Source organism: Rhodanobacter sp. B2A1Ga4 (assembly GCF_018101315.1).
Classification (GTDB): domain Bacteria; phylum Pseudomonadota; class Gammaproteobacteria; order Xanthomonadales; family Rhodanobacteraceae; genus Rhodanobacter; species Rhodanobacter thiooxydans_A.
This window is the reverse complement of sequence record NZ_JADBJR010000001.1, coordinates 964383-981186: the sequence shown is the minus strand read 5'-3', so window position 1 is coordinate 981186 and position 16804 is coordinate 964383. Positions and strand designations below refer to the sequence as shown.

The 16804-nt window shown below is 64.2% G+C and carries 22 protein-coding genes and 1 pseudogene; 14 read left to right on the top strand and 9 right to left on the bottom strand.

What is annotated here, in order from left to right; genetic code table 11:
• The first annotated feature begins 8 nt into the window (after positions 1-8).
• The 9 genes from hutU to IMW82_RS04485 all read left to right on the top strand — a co-directional run bounded on the left by hutU (position 9) and on the right by IMW82_RS04485 (position 7874).
• A complete protein-coding gene (gene hutU / locus IMW82_RS04525; RefSeq protein WP_211003974.1) occupies positions 9-1679 on the top strand; it encodes a urocanate hydratase in 1671 nt (556 codons plus the stop codon).
• A 68-nt stretch (positions 1680-1747) separates the two neighbouring features.
• Positions 1748-2062 (top strand): transcriptional regulator, encoded by a 315-nt coding sequence (locus IMW82_RS04520; protein WP_244754158.1) that lies wholly within the window; start codon positions 1748-1750, stop codon positions 2060-2062.
• Positions 2059-2370 (top strand): helix-turn-helix domain-containing protein, encoded by a 312-nt coding sequence (locus IMW82_RS04515; RefSeq protein ID WP_211003973.1) that lies wholly within the window; start codon positions 2059-2061, stop codon positions 2368-2370. The genes IMW82_RS04520 and IMW82_RS04515 overlap by 4 nt, the downstream gene beginning before the upstream one ends.
• 74 nt (positions 2371-2444) lie before the next feature.
• Positions 2445-3512, top strand: a complete 1068-nt coding sequence (locus tag IMW82_RS04510) for a RelA/SpoT domain-containing protein (protein ID WP_211003972.1) — start codon at positions 2445-2447, stop codon at positions 3510-3512.
• Between the two features lie 522 nt (positions 3513-4034).
• Positions 4035-4415: a hypothetical protein gene (locus IMW82_RS04505; protein ID WP_211003971.1), complete on the top strand. Its 381-nt coding sequence runs from the start codon at positions 4035-4037 to the stop codon at positions 4413-4415.
• A gap of 168 nt (positions 4416-4583) precedes the next feature.
• Positions 4584-4940 (top strand): hypothetical protein, encoded by a 357-nt coding sequence (locus IMW82_RS04500; protein WP_211003970.1) that lies wholly within the window; start codon positions 4584-4586, stop codon positions 4938-4940.
• 96 nt (positions 4941-5036) lie between these two features.
• On the top strand, positions 5037-5450 hold the full coding sequence (locus IMW82_RS04495; RefSeq protein WP_211003969.1) for a hypothetical protein: 414 nt from the start codon (positions 5037-5039) through the stop codon (positions 5448-5450).
• 320 nt (positions 5451-5770) lie between these two features.
• The gene (locus IMW82_RS04490; RefSeq protein ID WP_211003968.1) at positions 5771-6178 is read left to right on the top strand and encodes a VOC family protein; all 408 of its coding nucleotides are present in this window, start codon (positions 5771-5773) and stop codon (positions 6176-6178) included.
• Positions 6179-6371: 193 nt separating this feature from the next.
• Complete coding sequence (locus IMW82_RS04485; protein WP_211003967.1) at positions 6372-7874, top strand: tryptophan halogenase family protein; 1503 nt, start codon at positions 6372-6374, stop codon at positions 7872-7874.
• A gap of 77 nt (positions 7875-7951) precedes the next feature.
• On the opposite strand, the gene IMW82_RS04480 is transcribed toward IMW82_RS04485, so the two are convergent.
• The 6 genes and pseudogenes from IMW82_RS04480 to IMW82_RS04455 form a co-directional block, all read right to left on the bottom strand.
• A complete protein-coding gene (locus IMW82_RS04480) occupies positions 7952-8605 on the bottom strand; it encodes a glutathione S-transferase family protein (RefSeq protein ID WP_211003966.1) in 654 nt (217 codons plus the stop codon).
• Between the two features lie 71 nt (positions 8606-8676).
• Positions 8677-9156, bottom strand: a complete 480-nt coding sequence (locus tag IMW82_RS04475; RefSeq protein ID WP_211003965.1) for a VOC family protein — start codon at positions 9154-9156, stop codon at positions 8677-8679.
• Between the two features lie 85 nt (positions 9157-9241).
• A complete protein-coding gene (locus tag IMW82_RS04470; protein ID WP_211003964.1) occupies positions 9242-10012 on the bottom strand; it encodes a metallophosphoesterase in 771 nt (256 codons plus the stop codon).
• A gap of 69 nt (positions 10013-10081) precedes the next feature.
• Positions 10082-10546 (bottom strand): GFA family protein, encoded by a 465-nt coding sequence (locus IMW82_RS04465; protein ID WP_108473047.1) that lies wholly within the window; start codon positions 10544-10546, stop codon positions 10082-10084.
• Between the two features lie 142 nt (positions 10547-10688).
• Positions 10689-11135 carry an SRPBCC family protein gene (locus tag IMW82_RS04460; RefSeq protein WP_108473046.1) on the bottom strand — a complete coding sequence of 149 codons (447 nt, stop codon included), beginning with the start codon at positions 11133-11135 and terminating at the stop codon, positions 10689-10691.
• A gap of 74 nt (positions 11136-11209) precedes the next feature.
• A pseudogene (locus IMW82_RS04455) lies at positions 11210-11574 on the bottom strand (DUF1428 domain-containing protein).
• Positions 11575-11771: 197 nt separating this feature from the next.
• On the opposite strand from IMW82_RS04455, the gene IMW82_RS04450 reads away from it, so the two are divergent.
• Entirely contained in the window at positions 11772-12245 is a 474-nt protein-coding gene (locus tag IMW82_RS04450) for a nuclear transport factor 2 family protein (RefSeq protein ID WP_211003963.1), read from the top strand.
• Between the two features lie 9 nt (positions 12246-12254).
• Here IMW82_RS04450 and IMW82_RS04445 read toward each other — a convergent pair whose 3' ends face one another.
• The 3 genes from IMW82_RS04445 to IMW82_RS04435 all read right to left on the bottom strand — a co-directional run bounded on the left by IMW82_RS04445 (position 12255) and on the right by IMW82_RS04435 (position 14046).
• Complete coding sequence (locus IMW82_RS04445; protein ID WP_211003962.1) at positions 12255-12602, bottom strand: metalloregulator ArsR/SmtB family transcription factor; 348 nt, start codon at positions 12600-12602, stop codon at positions 12255-12257.
• Entirely contained in the window at positions 12592-13065 is a 474-nt protein-coding gene (locus IMW82_RS04440; RefSeq protein ID WP_211003961.1) for an SRPBCC family protein, read from the bottom strand. The genes IMW82_RS04445 and IMW82_RS04440 overlap by 11 nt, the downstream gene beginning before the upstream one ends.
• 147 nt (positions 13066-13212) lie before the next feature.
• Positions 13213-14046, bottom strand: coding sequence for an NAD-dependent protein deacetylase (locus tag IMW82_RS04435; RefSeq protein WP_211003960.1), 834 nt, complete (start codon positions 14044-14046; stop codon positions 13213-13215).
• Positions 14047-14195: 149 nt separating this feature from the next.
• Between IMW82_RS04435 and IMW82_RS04430 the strand changes: the two genes are divergently transcribed.
• The 4 genes from IMW82_RS04430 to IMW82_RS04415 all read left to right on the top strand — a co-directional run bounded on the left by IMW82_RS04430 (position 14196) and on the right by IMW82_RS04415 (position 16724).
• Positions 14196-14381, top strand: a complete 186-nt coding sequence (locus tag IMW82_RS04430) for a hypothetical protein (protein ID WP_159082230.1) — start codon at positions 14196-14198, stop codon at positions 14379-14381.
• A gap of 59 nt (positions 14382-14440) precedes the next feature.
• Positions 14441-15130: a GNAT family N-acetyltransferase gene (locus tag IMW82_RS04425; RefSeq protein ID WP_234411392.1), complete on the top strand. Its 690-nt coding sequence runs from the start codon at positions 14441-14443 to the stop codon at positions 15128-15130.
• Positions 15127-16224, top strand: a complete 1098-nt coding sequence (locus tag IMW82_RS04420; RefSeq protein ID WP_199909883.1) for a DUF1615 domain-containing protein — start codon at positions 15127-15129, stop codon at positions 16222-16224. The genes IMW82_RS04425 and IMW82_RS04420 overlap by 4 nt, the downstream gene beginning before the upstream one ends.
• Positions 16225-16319: 95 nt before the next feature.
• On the top strand, positions 16320-16724 hold the full coding sequence (locus tag IMW82_RS04415) for a host attachment family protein (RefSeq protein ID WP_108473038.1): 405 nt from the start codon (positions 16320-16322) through the stop codon (positions 16722-16724).
• Positions 16725-16804: the final 80 nt, after the last annotated feature.

The window sequence follows — 16804 nt, the reverse complement described above, 5'->3', positions numbered from 1 at the left end:
CCTTCGTGATGAACGCACCCACCCGCATCGACACCACCCGCACCATCCGCGCGCCGCGCGGCAGCGAGCTTTCCTGCAAGAGCTGGCTCAGCGAGGCGCCGTTCCGCATGCTGCAGAACAACCTCGATCCGGAAGTGGCGGAGAACCCGGCGGAGCTGGTGGTGTATGGCGGCATCGGTCGTGCCGCGCGCAACTGGGAGTGCTTCGATGCGATCTTGCGCAGCCTGCGCGAATTGAACGACGACGAGACGCTGCTGGTGCAGTCCGGCAAGCCGGTCGGCGTGTTCCGCACGCACAAGGATGCGCCGCGCGTGCTGATCGCGAACTCCAACCTGGTGCCGCACTGGGCCACTTGGGAGCACTTCAACGAGCTCGATAAGAAGGGCTTGATGATGTACGGCCAGATGACGGCCGGCTCGTGGATCTACATCGGCTCGCAGGGCATCGTGCAGGGCACCTACGAGACGTTCGTCGAGATGGGCCGCCAGCACTACCACGGCTCGCTCAAGGGACGCTGGATCCTCACCGCCGGCCTCGGCGGCATGGGCGGCGCGCAGCCACTGGCCGCCACGCTCGCCGGCGCCTGCAGCCTCAACATCGAATGTCAGCAGAAGAGCATCGACTTCCGCCTGAAGACCCGCTACGTCGACGAACAGGCGACCGACCTCGACGACGCGCTGGCGCGCATCGCGAAGTACACCGCCGCCGGCGAAGCGAAATCCATCGCGCTGCTCGGCAACGCCGCTGACGTGCTGCCGGAACTCGTGCGCCGCGGCGTGCGCCCCGACGCCGTCACCGACCAGACCAGCGCGCACGACCCGGTCAACGGCTACCTGCCGCAGGGCTGGACGGTGGAGCAGTGGTTCGAGCGGCGCAAGTCCGATCCGGTCGGCACCGCGCGCGCCGCCAAGCTGTCGATGAAAACCCACGTGGACGCGATGCTCGCGTTCCACGCGCAAGGCATCCCCACCTTCGACTATGGCAACAACATCCGCCAGATGGCCAAGGACGTGGGCTGCGAAAACGCCTTCGCGTTCCCTGGCTTCGTGCCTGCCTTCGTGCGCCCGCTGTTCTGCCGCGGCGTCGGCCCGTTCCGTTGGGTGGCGCTGTCCGGCGATCCGGAAGACATCTACAAGACCGACGCCAAGGTCAAGGAACTCATCCCCGACGACGAGCACCTGCACCGCTGGCTCGACATGGCGAAAGAGCGCATCAGCTTCCAGGGTTTGCCGGCGCGTATCTGCTGGGTCGGCCTGGGTCTGCGCGACAAGCTGGGCCTCGCGTTCAACGAGATGGTGCGCAACGGCGAACTGAAGGCGCCGGTGGTGATCGGACGCGATCATCTGGATTCGGGCTCGGTGGCGTCACCGAATCGGGAGACCGAGGCAATGAAGGACGGCAGCGACGCGGTGTCTGACTGGCCGTTGCTCAATGCGATGTTGAACGTGGCCGGTGGCGCGACGTGGGTATCGCTGCATCATGGCGGGGGGGTAGGGATGGGGTATTCGCAGCATTCGGGGGTGGTGATCGTCTGTGATGGCACCAAGGAAGCGGATGAGCGGATTGCGCGGGTGTTGTGGAATGATCCGGGCACTGGGGTGATGCGGCATGCGGATGCGGGGTATGAGATTGCTGCTGAGTGCGCGAAGGAACAAGGGCTGAAGTTGCCGATGATTTAACTGTCTGGGGCTATTTGCGAACTATACGGCACTGCCGTATAGTTCAAGCGTGCGGAAAGGAATCTGCCATGTACGAGTTCATCGAATCGTCCGTGTTCGCGAAATACGTGCATGACTACCTCACGGAGGAGGAGTACGCCGCCTTGCAGTGGTATCTGTCTAGTTATCCCGCTGCTGGCGACGTCATCCCTGCTTCCGGTGGCTGCCGCAAGCTTCGCTGGGGTGCCAGCGACAAGGGCAAGCGTGGCGGCGTACGCGTGATCTACTACGGCGTAACTGAGCAAGGCCACATCTGGTTGCTGGCGATCTACGCCAAATCACGGCAGACCAACCTTCCAGCAGACGTCATCCGATTGCTCAAGGAGCAGGTGGTGAAATCATGAAGAAGCTGAGCAAGGCAATCCTCGAACGGGATGCCAGGCGCGATATCGGTCTGGAAGTTTTGCAGGCTGTCCGCGAGATCAAGGCGGGCGGCGGGCGGCGCTTTACCGTGCAGGTGACGGAAGCCACCGAAGCTCGCCTCAAACTCGGATTGTCCCAGGCCGACTTCGCGGCGATGCTGGGCGTCTCCGCACGCACGTTGCAGGATTGGGAGCAGGGCAGGCGCGAACCGAGCGGTGCGGCAAAGGCGCTGTTGAAAGTGGCGGTGGCGGCGCCGAAGACGGTGCGGAAGGTATTGGCGGCGGCTTGATAAGTAAACCTGACCCCGTTTCGCGTTCTCTCGGGTAGGTGGACCGATTCTTTTAGTCGAAAAGGGAGCGGCACATGGTATGGGCTAGGCCGGAGTTTTCGCGAGGAGCGGTGCGGCGCGCGGGCCATCTTATCGCGACACCTTACTTACCAGATGAAAGCTATTTCAATGATCCAACTGCTTGGGCGGAGTATTGGGAACATTCGGAAGGTGCTTTTCGCGTATTTGAGAATTGGCGTGCTGCTCACGCGTATCCATTAAACACATTCCAGGTGACATTAAGAGGACGTGCGCAACGGATTGATGCGCAAGCGTTGACGGCACAGCGTCTAAAACGAGCTCCGTCGATTATTGCAAAATTGCAGCGATTCGAAAAAATGAAACTCGATCGGATGCAGGATATAGGTGGCTGTAGGGCAGTGATGAAGGATTTGGCTTCCGTCTATAAGCTCAGAAGGGCGTTTGACGAGGCACATGTCGAGCATGAGCAAGAGGCTCCCAAGGATTACATTGAGAACCCCAAGGATGACGGTTATCGAAGCATCCACTTGATATTTAGATATCACGGTAAAGGGGAAAAATCTGTTTACGACGGATTGCGTATTGAAGTGCAGCTGCGCACTCAAATACAGCATGCTTGGGCCACAGCCGTTGAAACGGTTGGCCTTTTTCGGAGAGAGGCTATAAAGTCTGGCGAAGGTGATCAGCGTTGGCGGGATTTTTTCCTGCGCGCTAGTCAGGCGTTTGCCATATTGGAAAAACACACTCGACTTCGGGGACTTGTTTTAAATCACGATCTATTTGACGCAGTTAGGGAGAGCGCTGATGAACTCGATGTTGTTAACAGACTTCGCGGCTATCAACAAGCACTCACTCTAGTGGGGCAGCGCCAAGATGCTACATCATATCTATTGGAGCTCGACTTGAGCGAACAACGCCTCACGGTGAGCGGATTTTCCCGGCACCAGGTTAGCCTTGCTCAATCAGAATACGCAAGAGCCGAAAAAAAGCTAGGTTCTTCGGGTGATGTTGTTCTCGTTGCCGCTGGAAGTGCTAAGGCCCTGAAAAAGGCTTATCCGAATTATTTTGCTGATACATCGCTTTTTTTAAAGACGTTAAATCGGATAATGGAAAGATATTAAATAAAAAACATAAAGTGGATAAGAAAAGGTGTCATGGACAATTTTCAAGGGCAAAAAACAGGGTCAGAGTGATGTGGCCCGGCTTTTTCGGGCACGTTAATTAAGGTCAGGGCAACGCATGCCCGATGAGGGCAACGGTGCCCGGTTCACTTCCTCCCGTCGGGAAGCGGCGGGAAGGTCTCCGGAACCCGTTCCGGATGACTGCGGAACTTGTCGATTTCTGAAAAGGTGTCAGGGACAATTTTCGACCGACAAAAACAGGGTCAGGTTCACTTAGTTGTCTGCGTAACTGAACCCGAAAACGTGGTCAAGTTCACTTATCCGGGAAAAGGTGTCAGGGACAATTTCTGATCGCAACTCGGGTCAGAGTGCACTTCAATTGGAGAAAAGGTGTCAGGGACAATTTTCTACCGAAGAAAAGGTGTCAGGGACAATTTTCTACCGGTTGCCACGTCGCTAGAATTGTCCCTAACACTTTTTTCGCATAGACATTTTATTCCTATCATTCAAATAGGATGATCTGTGAAATTTGTACATGAAGATAATGCTGATAAAGAAAAAAATTACCTTCATCTAAGAAGGTATGGGCTTACGCGGCCATTTAACTGGATCATTGATCGAGATCGTGACATTTTCTTGGCCGGTATTTCTTCCATGATGCCGGAGCGTGATGATGAATACCTTCTAAAATGGAAGAAAATGTACATTAAGGTCTTCACCAAGAGACGCTGGGACGCTTCTGATAGGGATGAATGCCAAATAACTGCTCTTGAGCTACCACGTAATCTGGGTGAGATATTTCCTGAGATGCTGACCGTTTTAAAAGTGGCATTTATTTCTTGGGGGTTTAAGAGGGTCACTCTCCTGGATGATGCGCAAATTTACGTTTGTGATCGCGACTAGGGTGATGTCCGCCTAGGAAACGTGCCAGGGACAATTTTCGGCCGGCTGCCACGTCGGCGCAGAACTCGGGAAAAGGTGCCAGGGACAATCTCTGATCGCAAAACCGGGTCAGAGTGCACTTCAATTGGGCGACGTGTAAGGAAATTCGACTCTACCCCCGGGCCCTCGATGAGCACACCATCCCCCACCAAGACCATCGGCCTGCTCGCCTACGACGACATGCAGGCGCTGGATCTTGCCGGCCCGCTGGATGTGTTCGGCGGCGCGAATTCGCTCGCGCACGGGACGCCGCCGTATGAGCTTTGCATCATCGGTCTGCAGGCGCGCGCGGTGCGTGCGGAGAACAGAAAAAGGTGTCAGGGACAATTTGGGAAAAGGTGTCAGGGACAATTTATGATCGCAACTCGGTCAAAGTGCACTTCAATTGGGCGACGTATACGGAAATTCGACTCTACCCCCGGACCCTTCCAGGAAAAGGTGTCAGGGACAATTTTCAAGGGTAAAAACAGGGTCAGGTTCACTTAGTTGTCTGCATAACTGAACCGAGAGCGAGAAAAGGTGTCAGGGACAATTTTTGGTTCTTAGCTATCCGTTTCCGAACACTCAGTGACAGGGGGCGAGATGAAGAGGTTACTTGTTGCTGCACTTTGCCTGGTGGGCTGCTTGTCGGTCCAGGCGGGTGGCAGGCCGATTCTTTCCTGTGACAAAGCGCCGTTGCTGCCCGACTTCGAGAAGCAACTGCCAAGCCACGTGCTGGGTAGTGCGGCGGACACGCCGCCCCACATTACCTCGCAGCTTCCCCGGTTCTATGGCGGAGCGCCCTTCAATCGCACCCACACGTCGCTCGTCTGTTTCGTAGTGGCGCTGGATGCCACGGGTAAAGCTGAAGCTGCTGCGATTTCCTACCCTGCCGGCGTCCAGCTCACACCCAAGGAGCGCGCTGCGCTGTTGGACACTACTTGGTCGCCTGCCTTGTCACATGGTCATCCTGTGCCCTCCCTGACCAGCATCAGCCTGAGCTCCTCGATCCGATGAATGAAGTGGCGGATTAGAGCCGGCTCTTAGCGATCAGGCAGGAGAAAAGGTGTCCGGGAAAAGGTGTCAGCGGGAAAAGGTGTCAGGGACAATTTTCAAGGGCAAAAAACAGGGTCAGGTTGAGGTGGCCCGGCTTTTTCGGGCACGTTAATCAAGGTCAGGGCAACGCATGCCCGATGAGGGCAACGGTGTCCGGTTCACTTCCTCCCGTCGGGAAGTGGCGGGAAGGTCTCCGGAACCCGTTCCGGATGACTGCGGAACTTGTCGATTTCCAGCCTCGCCGCTCGTTGCATGGGCATCTCAACCGAAAGGGAACCGCCATGAACCGCATGATCTTCGTCAACCTGCCGGTCGCCGACCTGGCTGCCTCGATGGCCTTCTACGAAGCGCTGGGCTTCACCAACAATCCGCGGTTCACCGACGACACAGCCACCTGCATGGTGTGGAGCGAGGCGATCTACGTGATGCTGCTGACGCATGGCAAGTGGCGCACGTTCACCGAGCGGCCGGTTTGCCCGGCGACGTCGAGCGAGGTGTCGCTGGCGCTGGCACTGGACAGCCGCGCGGCGGTCGATGCCATGAACGCGGCGGCGGCCGCCCACGGCGGCACCGCGGACATCAATCCGGTGCAGGACCTGGGCTTCATGTACGGCCGCGACCTGACCGATCCCGATGGGCATGTGTGGGGGCCGTTCTGGATGGACCCCGCAGCCATTCCTGCCAATTAAACGGGACGTGGCAAATTGAATCCCGGCGGTGACCCTTGCCGGCACGCCAGGTTGGCCGGCCTGACCGGGTACGTCCCCCTTTTCTCTGCGGGAAGGCGGATCAAGGCAGACGCGACGGCTCCCGGGGTTTGCGGGCCTCCCCGCTTCCGGTAAAGATGCACGAGGCATTCCTGCCCGCCACCGCCTTCGCGCCATGACCGACCGCCGTATCCGCCGCATCGTGATCGTTGGAGGAGGCACGGCTGGCTGGATGGCCGCCGCTGCGCTGGCGAGGGGGCTGCAGGGCAACTGCCGCATCGACGTGGTGGAGTCCGACGAGATCGGCACCATCGGCGTCGGCGAGGCGACGCTGCCGCCGATCAAGTTGTTCAACCAGATCCTCGGCATCGACGAGAACGCGTTCGTCGCCGCCACCCAGGGCACGTTCAAGCTCGGCATCGAGTTCGTCGACTGGAGCAGCCTGGGGCACCGCTATTTCCATCCCTTCGGGCAGATCGGCATGTCGTTCGACGCGGTGCCGCTGCACCAGTACTGGCTGCGCGAGCGCGCCCGCGGCGATACCACGCCACTGCAGGATTACGCCCTTGCCTGGGTGGCCGCGCGCAAGGGCCGGTTCGAGCGGCCGTCGGGCGGGCGCCAGCACGTGCAGGCCACGTTCGACTACGCCTACCACTTCGACGCCACCTTGTACGCGCGCTTCCTGCGCGGCTACGCCGAGCAACGCGGTGTGGTGCGCACGGAAGGCAAGGTGGTGGACGTCACGCTGCGCGGTGACGACGGCTTCATCGAATCGGTGACGCTCGCCGGTGGCGCGGTGCTGGAGGCCGACCTGTTCATCGACTGCTCCGGTTTCCGCGGCCTGCTGATCGAGGGCGCTCTGAAGACCGGCTACGAGAGCTGGGAGCAGTGGCTGCCGTGCGACCGCGCGGTGGCCGTGCCGAGTGCGCACGGCGAGGCGCCGGTGCCGTACACCCGCGCCACGGCGCATGCGGCGGGCTGGCAGTGGCGCATTCCGCTGCAGCATCGCATGGGCAACGGCATGGTCTACGGCAGCCGCTACATCGGCGACGACGAGGCGACGGCGCTGCTGCTGTCCAGGCTCGAAGGCGAGGCGCTGGCGGAACCGCGCCTGCTGCGCTTTGTCACCGGGCGGCGGCGGCTTGCCTGGAACCGCAACTGCGTGGCGCTGGGCCTGGCGGTCGGCTTCATGGAGCCGCTGGAGTCGACCAGCATCCACCTGGTGCAGTCGTCGCTGTCGCGCCTGCTGGCCTTGTTCCCCGACCGCGACTTCGATCCGCTGGCCGCGCGTGAATTCAACCGCATCACGCATGCCGAGCACGAGCGCATCCGCGACTTCCTGATCCTGCACTACCACGCCACGACGCGCGACGACGCCCCGCTGTGGCGCGACTGCCGCGCGATGGCGATTCCCGACACGCTGCAATACAAGCTCGACCAGTTCCGCAGTTGCGGCCGCACCGTGGCCGAGCCGCTGGAGCTGTTCCAGAACCCGAACTGGCTGGCGGTGATGATCGGCCAGGAAGTCTGGCCCGCACGCTACGACCCGCTGGTGGACCTGCGCACCACCATCGACGCACCGAGCCGGCTGGCCGAGCTGCGGCAGATGATGGAGCAGGTCGCGGCGACGATGCCGACCCAGGCCGAGTACATCGATCGCCATTGCCGCGCGCGCTAGGGTCTGCCGTCTGGGCCAAAGGGACGGAGTCCCGGTGTCGCGGACCCGTCGCATCCACGGCCCCGTGGCGCACCCTGTCAGCCGGTCGGCGGTTTGCCGGTGAACACCGCCAGTTGAGCGGCGAAGGCACGTTTGTATGCGGGTCTTGCTTCGCCACGGGCGACGTAGGCGGCGAGATTCGAGTAGTCGCCAAGCAGGCCTGAGGGCTTCAACCGCTGGAGGGTGTGCATCATCATCAGGTCGCCTGCGCTGAACGCGCCGTCGAGCCAGTCGGCGTCGCCGAGGCGAACCGCAAGCTCGTCCAGCCGGTGACGGATGCGCTGCTTGATGAGCGGCAGGCGTTCGGCGGTCCAGGGTTTGTCGCCCTCGGCGAATTTGGCGGTCTGCAGTTCGAGGATCGGCGGTTCCACCGTGTTGATCGCGGCGAACATCCACATCACGGCGCGCGCCTGGGCGTTCGCCTCGTCCGGCAGCAGGCCCGCGTGCTGCTGCGCGATGTGCAGCACGATGGCGCCGGACTCGAACAGGGCGAGCCCGTCTTCCTCGTAGGTAGGGATCTGCCCGAACGGGTGCAGCGCGCGATGCGCCGGTTCCTTCATCGCCTTGAACGAAACAAGACGAACGTTGTAAGGCTGGCCCACTTCCTCGAGCGCCCAGCGCACGCGCATGTCGCGCGCGAGGCCCTGGCCGCGATCGGGTGAACTTTCAAAAGCCGTGATGATGGGGGGCATCGGAAAACTCCGGGTGATAGCATGGCGTCATCGTTGCGCGGGCGGCGCCCGGCGCGAATGATCGGGGTGTGTCAGCCGCGCCGGGCAGCCTCGATCGCGGCGATGTCGATCTTCGTCATCGTCATCATCGCCTCGAACGCGCGCTTTGCCACGGCCGGGTCGGGGTCGGCGACCGCGGCCATCAGCGCACGTGGGGTGATCTGCCACGACAGACCCCACTGGTCCTTGCACCAGCCGCAGGCGCTGGCCTGGCCGCCGTGATCGATGATCGCGTTCCACAGGCGGTCGGTTTCGGCCTGGTCGTCGGTGGCCACCTGAAACGAGAACGACTCGTTGTGCGGCATGCCGGGGCCGCCATTCATGCCCAGGCACGGGATGCCCATGACCGTGAATTCGACCATCAGCACGTCGCCCTGCCTGCCCGCCGGATAATCGCCCGGCGCACGATGAGTGGCGCCCACGCGGCTGTCCGGGAACGTCGTGGCGTAGAACGTCGCCGCCTCCAGCGCGGCGCCGTCGTACCAGAGACAGATCGTGTTCTTGCTCATCATGCCGGTGCTCCTGGATCGGTCGGGGAAGCGGCTCTTCCTGCTACCGACGAACGGCGGGTGTGCGGATCGACATGATGCCGCCGCATTACGCCCATTGGCGGCCTGCTGCCACCTCGATGCACAGGCACGGGTCGAAATGCGGATTTTCGTTCACCCCGTCGGAGCCGTAGCCGCGCGGATTGCACACCACGCGGGTGCCGTTCACGGTGTAGTCGAAGCTGTCGTGGGTGTGGCCGTGGACCCACAGTGCGGCGCGGCCCATCAGTGCGCTGCAGTCGGACACGAAGGCGGCGCTGACTGGCGTATCGGCAAAGCGTGGATGCACGCTGCGTGGGGTCGGTGCGTGGTGGGTGACGACCACGGTCGGCCCGGCGAAGGGTTCATCCAGCGCGGTGGCAAGCCATGCGTATTGTTCGGCGAACAGCGCGCAGGCGTCGGCCGGGGTGAACACGCTGCCGTCGGCGTTGCGGATGACGGTGAAGTCACGCATGAACCTTGCCGATTGTGTCATTGCGAGGCTCTTGCTTTCGTTGCCGAACAGCGCGAAGTCCGTCCACAACGTCGCGCCCACGAAGCGCACGCCATCGATCACCTGCACGACCTGGTCCAGCAGCCGGACGCCGTGTTCGCGGGCGCTGCGGGCCAGTGCCTGGCGCACCTCCGGGATCGAGCCGCCGTAGAACTCGTGATTGCCGGGGACGTACAGCACCGGGCGCCCCAGGCCGGCCGCCCACTGCATCGCGTCGGATGCCGGGCGCCGGATGTCGCCGGCAAGGATCGTCACGTCCGCCACCACTTCGGGTGGTGGCATGCCGTGCACGCCCAGGTGCAGGTCTGACAGGATGTGCAGGCGCATGCGATGCTCCGTCAGCGGCGATGGCGATGGGCACGAAACCGGGCTGGCCCGGCTTTTCGGGCGCGCCAGTCAGGCATCCGCGGTTTCGGCGGCGAAGGCCTCGACCAGCGGCTGGTAGGCCTCCATCGGCGGGAAGCCGGCATAGCTGTGTTTCGCCGGGGTCGACGCCCAGGCGAGCCGGGCGTCGGTGCAGGTTTCGATGAACGGCACGAAGTCTTCGTGCGGGTCGAGCACCGAGGGGCGCAGGTTGAGCAGCCAGTCGAGCCCTGCCGGGCGGGTCATCACCCACGACTTGCAGAACGCGCAGTACAGGTGGCTGTGTTCCCCCTGCAGGCCGCCGCAGACCAGTTCGCCTTCGATCACCTCCACGCCGTCGGCGGGCATCGCCAGCGATAGCGAAAACGCACTGCCGGTCATCTTCTGGCAGCCGTGGCAGTGGCACGCCATGGTAAGCATGGCCGGCTTGCTGACGCGCAGACGCACGCGGCCACAGCGGCAGCTGCCGGTGGCGGGGAGTTGTCGTGGATAGATCATGGACGGGTTCCTCGCGTGGAAAGGTGTCGTGGGCAATGCCCGGCGGAGCATCCCCGGTTTTCCGCACGGCCCATCTAGCCACAGCAGCCCCGACATCTCCAGCGTACGCGGCCACGCCGGCAGATGGCTGCTGACGCGCCGGTCAGTCCGGGATGTCCGCTTCCACCAGTTTGCCCAGCAGCACCAGCGATTCCTGCCAGCCCAGGTAGCACGGTTCGAGTGGTATGACCGCGGGCAGGCCTTCCTGCACGATGTGCAGCTCGGTGCCACAGGAGACGGCCTTGAGGGTGACGGTGACGCTCATCTCGCCCGGCAGGTCGGGGTCGTCGAAACGGTCGGTGTAGCGGATGCGCTGGTGCGGCACCAGTTCGACGTAGGTGCCGCCGAAGCGGTGGCTCTGGCCGGTGGCGAAGTTGGTGAAGGACATCGCGTAGCTGCCGCCGACCCTGGCGTCGAGATGGTGCACCTTGCCGGTGAAGCCGTTCGGCGGCAGCCACTTGGCCTTGGCGTCGGCGTCGAGGAAGGCACGGTAGACACGTTCCGGCGGTGCGCGCAGCACGCGGTGCAGGCGGACGGTGTGGGTGGTCATGGTGATTCCCGTGGCAAGAGTGAGGGGTTCGCGCTCCGCCCGCCGGACGGGCGGGATGAAAGCGGTCGATGTGGCTACGCCGGCAGGTTCACGACCGGCATGAAGCCGCCGAAGATCATGCGCTTGCCGTCGAACGGCATGTCGCTGGCCGCGGGCATGCGCGGGTCATGCATGATTTTCTCCATGCCGGCGTCGCGGGTGGCCTTGTCCGGCCACTCGATCCAGGAGAACACCACCGATTCATCCGGCTGCGCCTGCACGGCGCGGTGGAAGTCGGTGAGCTTGCCCTCGGGCACGTCGTCGCCCCAGCACTCCAGCACTCCAGCACCCGGGTGGCGCCGTACTCCAGGAAAATGGGGTCGAAGGTCCTGGCGTGCTCGATGAACTTGTTGCGGTTGGCGTGGGGTACGGCGATCACGAAACCGTCGATGTAGGACATGGCTGTCTCCCTGGGAGCATGGCGGCCGCAACGGTCGCCTTCATGGTTGCGACGAACGGGCGTGGACCGGATCGACATGGAACCGGACGCGATTGCATTTCCGCGTGAAGGAGGCGACTCGCTCTTGTCGGCCCTTGCGGATCAAGGCAACCTTGCTCCGGAATGCCATCCGGCCATGACACGCAACGGAGTACGCGATGAACGGGCAAAGATTTTTCCTCCTGTGCGGGTTGCTCGTGGTGATGGCTGGTTGGGCGGTTGCCGTTCCGGCCCGGGCGGGCGGCGAAGAGGCCGCCGCGATCCGCCAGGTGATGGCGCAGCAGGCGGCGGCGTGGAACCGCGGCGATGTGGCGAACTACATGCGCGGCTACAAGGACGCGCCTGACACCACCTTCGTCGGCAGCAAGGTGCGCAAGGGCTATCGCACCATTCTCGACGGCTATCGCAAGCATTACGCCACGGCGCAGCAGATGGGCCGGCTCACGTTCTCCGAACTGGACGTGCGGCTGCTGCCTGGCACCGACGGCGAGGTGCGCTACGCCGCGGTGACCGGCCGCTTCCACCTCGATCGCGCGGCGCACGGCGAGGTGGCCCAGGACGATGGCGTGTTCTCGCTGCTGTGGGAGAAGACCGCCGACGGCTGGAAGATCATCCTGGACCACACCAGCTGAGCCGCCGGCTCATTCCTCCACGAACGCCTTCAGCCGCGCCAACGCGTTGTCCCACGGGCTTGACACGAGGTCGATGTAGTCGCGCAGCTCCCCGATCGGTTGCGGGTTGAGCGCGTACAGGCTTTCGCGGCCTGCGCGCTCGCTGCGCACGAGGCGGGCATCCTCGAGTACGCGCAGGTGCTTGCTGATCGCCTGCCGGGTCAGCGATTGGCCGTCGCAGAGCTGGGTGATCGACTGGCGCGAGCCGTCGCACAGCCGGACCACCAGCGCCAGCCGCGTGCAGTCGCCGAGCGCGGCGAACACGGTGGCAGCCCGCGGCGACCGCCGCGCCAGGCGTGCCTGTGCGCTAGCCGCCATGGCCGACTGCGGCGGCGGTGCCTTCGAGATGCTGGCGGATGTTCTCCATCTGGATGCCCCAGCCGTCGTCGTTCATGCGGAACGCCTCGGCGCGGCGACCGGCCGGGATGCCGGCGAAACCCGACTCGACCAGGGTCAGCAAGGTGCTGTCGCCGTGTGGTTCGAGGCGGAACTCGACCAGGGTCGGCGGCTCGGCGGAGTAGTCCACGCCCGGCTCGATGGCGTAGGGATGCCAGGTGAAGCTGAACAGCCGCTCCGGTTCCATCGCCTGTACCACGGCGTGCCAGACGATGTGCTCGTAACCGGGCCAGGTGATGTGGCCGACGGATTCCCGGCCGGGCTCGAACGGCCCGGACAGGGCAACGCGGAACCATGCGCCGAATTCGTGGTGGTCGGTCAGCGCACGCCACACGCGCGATACCGGTGCCTTCAGCTCGATGCGTTTCTCGATGCGGTCGTTCATATGCCACCTCCCGGTTGCGGGGGAGCCTGTGCCGGCAGCATGGGAAATGCAACTTTCTGGTTGCTTTGGAGAGTGGTTTCGATGCCGGGTGAATTCCGGCGAGGCCGCATGGTATCCGCGGCTTGCGGCCCCGGCTGAAGTGTTGCGCTACTCGCGCAGCGCGGTTTCCGGCCGCTTGTCCGTCTGCAGGAACGCCAGCGCCTCGTGGCAGGGCGCGTCGACCTTCAGCGTGAGCAGCGCGTCGGCACGGGTACGGCCCAGCGTCACCGCGGCGACCGGCTTGCCTGCACGCGCCGCGGCGTCAACGAAGCGGTAGCCGGAATAAACCATCAGCGAGGAGCCAACCACCAGCACCGCATCGGCGTCCTGCCAGGCGCGCGTGGCGGCTTCCACGCGCTCGCGCGGCACCGTCTCGCCGAAGAACACCACGTCGGGTTTCACGATGCCGCCGCAGTGCGGGCAGGGCGGCACGCCGAACGAGGCGAAGTCGTGGCCTTCCAGGTCGGCGTCGCCGTCCGGCGCATCGGCGGCATCGAGTTGCGCCCAGGCAGGGTTGCGCTCGACCAGCAGCCGCTGGAACGCGTGGCGGGCCAGCCGCCAGTCGCAGTTCATGCAGCGCACCTCGTCGAGGCGGCCGTGCAGGTCGAGCACGCGCTCGCTGCCGGCGCGCTGGTGCAGGCGGTCCACGTTCTGCGTCACCAGCAGTTCGATCCGGCCATGCCGTTCCAGTGCGACCAGCGCGTGATGCGCGATGTTCGGCAAGGCGTTGCCGAAGCGCCGCCAGCCGACCATGCTGCGCGCCCAGTAGCGCTGGCGCGTGGCCGGCTCGTGCATGAAGGCGGCGTAATTCACCGGCGGCGGGCGCTTCCACTGGCCGTCGCGGTCGCGATAGTCGGGAATGCCCGAGTCGGTGCTGCAGCCTGCGCCGGTGAGCACGAACAGGCGCGGATGGGCTTCGATGAATTGCTGCAACGGGGTCATGCGCGGAATATGGGTATGGGACCGCTGGAAAAACAGGGCCGGCGCAGGCGATGGAGCGGGGGCTTGCCCCACTTTCCCCGGGTGGCGGATGATGAGCGTCGACAGACATCTTCCACGCTTGCTCGGACTTCCAGTAGAAGGACATGCACATGGGCACAGGCAAGGCTGCAGGCACCGACGCAAACGGGCATGTTGCAGCGGGGACAGCGCTCGAAGATACCTACAAGCTCTGGCATGAAAAGCCGGTGGGGAAATTCTGCCTCGGCTTCGCCGTGTTCGTCACGGCGGAAATCCTGGTGTATGTGACCCTGCATTGGATCTTCCCGATCATCTGATCGCGGGCACCGCCATCGGCCGGTCCACGTGGCAAGCTGTGCGGCAGACCAGCCATGGCATGAACATGATCGCTGCGGAACTCGACAACCCGTTCTGGTTCGCCTTGCGCAGCCGGCACCAGGCCATCGCGCTGCGCCGCGGCGAGGCGGCGCGTTACCCGGCGGAGTTCGCTCCGTTCCTGGGCGTGGCGAGTGCGCAGGCCGACGTGGCCGCGGCGATCGCGTCGCTGGTCGGCGCGGGCGAATCCGTCTACCTGCTTGGCGTGGCACCCACTCTGCCGCACGGCTGGGCGCTCGATGCATTCGCGCCGCTGGCGCAGATGATCTGCCCGACGCCGACCGCGGTGATCGACGGGCCGCCGGTGATCGAGCTGACCGAGGTGCATCGCGCCGACGTGCTGGCGCTGACCGCGCTGGTGTATCCGCACTATTTCCGCCCGCGCACGATGGAGCTGGGCCGCTATTTCGGCATCTACCAGGACGGTCGGCTGGCGGCGATGATCGGCGAGCGGCTGGGCATGGACGCACAGCAGGAAATCAGCGCGGTCTGCACGCACCCCGACTTCAACGGCCGCGGCTACGCGCGCCGCCTGCTGGCGCTGCTGTCGAACGACAACCTCGAGCGCGGCCGCCTGCCGTTCCTGCACGTGAGCCACCAGAACCGGCGCGCGAAATCGCTGTATGAGCAGATGGGTTATGTCCACCGGCGCGACATCGGCTTCTGGTCGCTGCAGCGGGCGCCGGCGTGAGTCGTCGCCTGGCGGCATGGACTGCATGGCTGGCCGTGGCGCTGCTGGCCGGCTGCGCTGCCCAGCACACGCAAGCGCCGCGCAGTCCGGCGCAGGTGCGCGCGCAGATCGTGCGGCTGATGCCGGCCGACGCGGGCGATCGCGAAGGCTGGGCCACCGACATCCAGGTCGCGTTCGCGGCACAGGGCATCGCGCCGACCGGCTCGAACCTGTGCGCGGTACTGGCGGTGGCGCAACAGGAGTCGGGCTTCCAGGTCGATCCGGTGGTGCCGGGGCTGGCGCAGATCGCCCGGCGGGAGATCGACCGTCGCGCCGCGGCGAAACACGTGCCGGGATTCGTGGTGGATGCGGCGCTGTGGCTGAAGTCGCCGGACGGCAGGCGCTACAGCGAACGACTGACGGCCGCGCGCACCGAGAGGGACCTGAGCCGGATGTTCCAGGACTTCATCGGCATGGTGCCGCTGGGCCGGCGCTTGTTCGGCAACTTCAACCCGGTGCATACCGGCGGGCCGATGCAGGTCAGCATCGCGTTCGCCGAGGCGCATGCCCGGGACTACCCGTATCCGGTGCAGGGTTCGATCCGCGACGAGGTGTTCAGCCGGCGCGGCGGCATGTACTTCGGCATCGCGCACCTGCTCGGTTACCCGGTGGACTATGCGCAACCGATCTACCGCTACGCCGATTTCAACGCCGGCTGGTATGCCAGCCGCAATGCCGCGTTCCAGCGGGCGGTCAGCATCGCCTCGGGCATCCCGCTGGCGCTGGACGGCGACCTGCTGCCGCCGGATGCCGGCTTCGGCGATCCGCCCGGTGCGACCGAGCTGGCCGTGCGTTCGCTGGCCGCACGGCTGGACATGGGCGACCCGGCGATCCACCGTGCGCTGGAGCAGGGCACGCGCCAGGATTTCGCCGACAGCCAGCTCTACGCCCGGGTATTCGCGCTGGCCGAACGCAGCGAGGGCAGGCCGCTGCCGCGTGCGGTGCTGCCCGGCATCACGCTGGAGAGCCCGAAGATCACCCGCAAGCTGACCACCGCGTGGTTCGCGAAACGCGTCGACGAGCGCTGGCAGCGCTGCATGCGGCGGGCAGGCTGAACCGCGGCCCGTTCCCATCGGCATCACATCCCCGGTGCTAGCGTGAGTGGTACGGCACGCGGTCGCCCGGGCGCCGTATCACCGAGGAGATTCCGATGAAGAAGATTCCCACGGGTGCATGGGTCGTGGTGGCCGATGGCACCGGCGCGCGCCTCCTGCGCAACGTCGGCAAGGGCCTCAACGTATCGCTCGAACAGGTGAAGCTGGTCGGGCCGAAGGATCTCCTCAACGACGGCCCGGCCGGGCGCCAGCCGCCCGAGCGGAGCAGCGCCGAGATCGACGAGGCCACTTTCGCCAAGCAGCTGGCGCAACGCCTGAACGCCGCTGCGCTGAAGAACGAGTTTTCCCACCTGGTACTGGCGGCTGATCCGCAGACGCTGGGGCAGATGCGTCCCTTGCTGCACGAGGAAACCACCCGGCGGATGGTGGAGCAACTGAACAAGTCGCTGTTCCGTGCGCCGCTGGAAGAGATCGAGCGCGCACTGAAGGCGACCTGGTAAGGACGCCGGAAGCAGGAGGTCGGCGCGCCACCGGATGCTCCGCGGTTGAACCGGCCGGGGCAGGCACCCACCTTGCAGTG

Coding starts and splice junctions, on each gene's coding strand:
- IMW82_RS04520 (WP_244754158.1), top strand. CDS start 1,748: ATGTACGAGTTCATCGAATCGTCCGTGTTCGCGAAATACGTGCATGAC.
- IMW82_RS04425 (WP_234411392.1), top strand. CDS start 14,441: ATGAACATGATCGCTGCGGAACTCGACAACCCGTTCTGGTTCGCCTTG.
- IMW82_RS04510 (WP_211003972.1), top strand. CDS start 2,445: ATGGTATGGGCTAGGCCGGAGTTTTCGCGAGGAGCGGTGCGGCGCGCG.
- IMW82_RS04515 (WP_211003973.1), top strand. CDS start 2,059: ATGAAGAAGCTGAGCAAGGCAATCCTCGAACGGGATGCCAGGCGCGAT.
- IMW82_RS04490 (WP_211003968.1), top strand. CDS start 5,771: ATGAACCGCATGATCTTCGTCAACCTGCCGGTCGCCGACCTGGCTGCC.
- IMW82_RS04445 (WP_211003962.1), bottom strand. CDS start 12,602: ATGGCGGCTAGCGCACAGGCACGCCTGGCGCGGCGGTCGCCGCGGGCT.
- IMW82_RS04450 (WP_211003963.1), top strand. CDS start 11,772: ATGAACGGGCAAAGATTTTTCCTCCTGTGCGGGTTGCTCGTGGTGATG.
- IMW82_RS04475 (WP_211003965.1), bottom strand. CDS start 9,156: ATGATGAGCAAGAACACGATCTGTCTCTGGTACGACGGCGCCGCGCTG.
- IMW82_RS04500 (WP_211003970.1), top strand. CDS start 4,584: ATGAGCACACCATCCCCCACCAAGACCATCGGCCTGCTCGCCTACGAC.
- IMW82_RS04460 (WP_108473046.1), bottom strand. CDS start 11,135: ATGACCACCCACACCGTCCGCCTGCACCGCGTGCTGCGCGCACCGCCG.
- IMW82_RS04495 (WP_211003969.1), top strand. CDS start 5,037: ATGAAGAGGTTACTTGTTGCTGCACTTTGCCTGGTGGGCTGCTTGTCG.
- IMW82_RS04430 (WP_159082230.1), top strand. CDS start 14,196: ATGGGCACAGGCAAGGCTGCAGGCACCGACGCAAACGGGCATGTTGCA.
- IMW82_RS04415 (WP_108473038.1), top strand. CDS start 16,320: ATGAAGAAGATTCCCACGGGTGCATGGGTCGTGGTGGCCGATGGCACC.
- IMW82_RS04470 (WP_211003964.1), bottom strand. CDS start 10,012: ATGCGCCTGCACATCCTGTCAGACCTGCACCTGGGCGTGCACGGCATG.
- hutU (WP_211003974.1), top strand. CDS start 9: ATGAACGCACCCACCCGCATCGACACCACCCGCACCATCCGCGCGCCG.
- IMW82_RS04435 (WP_211003960.1), bottom strand. CDS start 14,046: ATGACCCCGTTGCAGCAATTCATCGAAGCCCATCCGCGCCTGTTCGTG.
- IMW82_RS04480 (WP_211003966.1), bottom strand. CDS start 8,605: ATGCCCCCCATCATCACGGCTTTTGAAAGTTCACCCGATCGCGGCCAG.
- IMW82_RS04465 (WP_108473047.1), bottom strand. CDS start 10,546: ATGATCTATCCACGACAACTCCCCGCCACCGGCAGCTGCCGCTGTGGC.
- IMW82_RS04485 (WP_211003967.1), top strand. CDS start 6,372: ATGACCGACCGCCGTATCCGCCGCATCGTGATCGTTGGAGGAGGCACG.
- IMW82_RS04440 (WP_211003961.1), bottom strand. CDS start 13,065: ATGAACGACCGCATCGAGAAACGCATCGAGCTGAAGGCACCGGTATCG.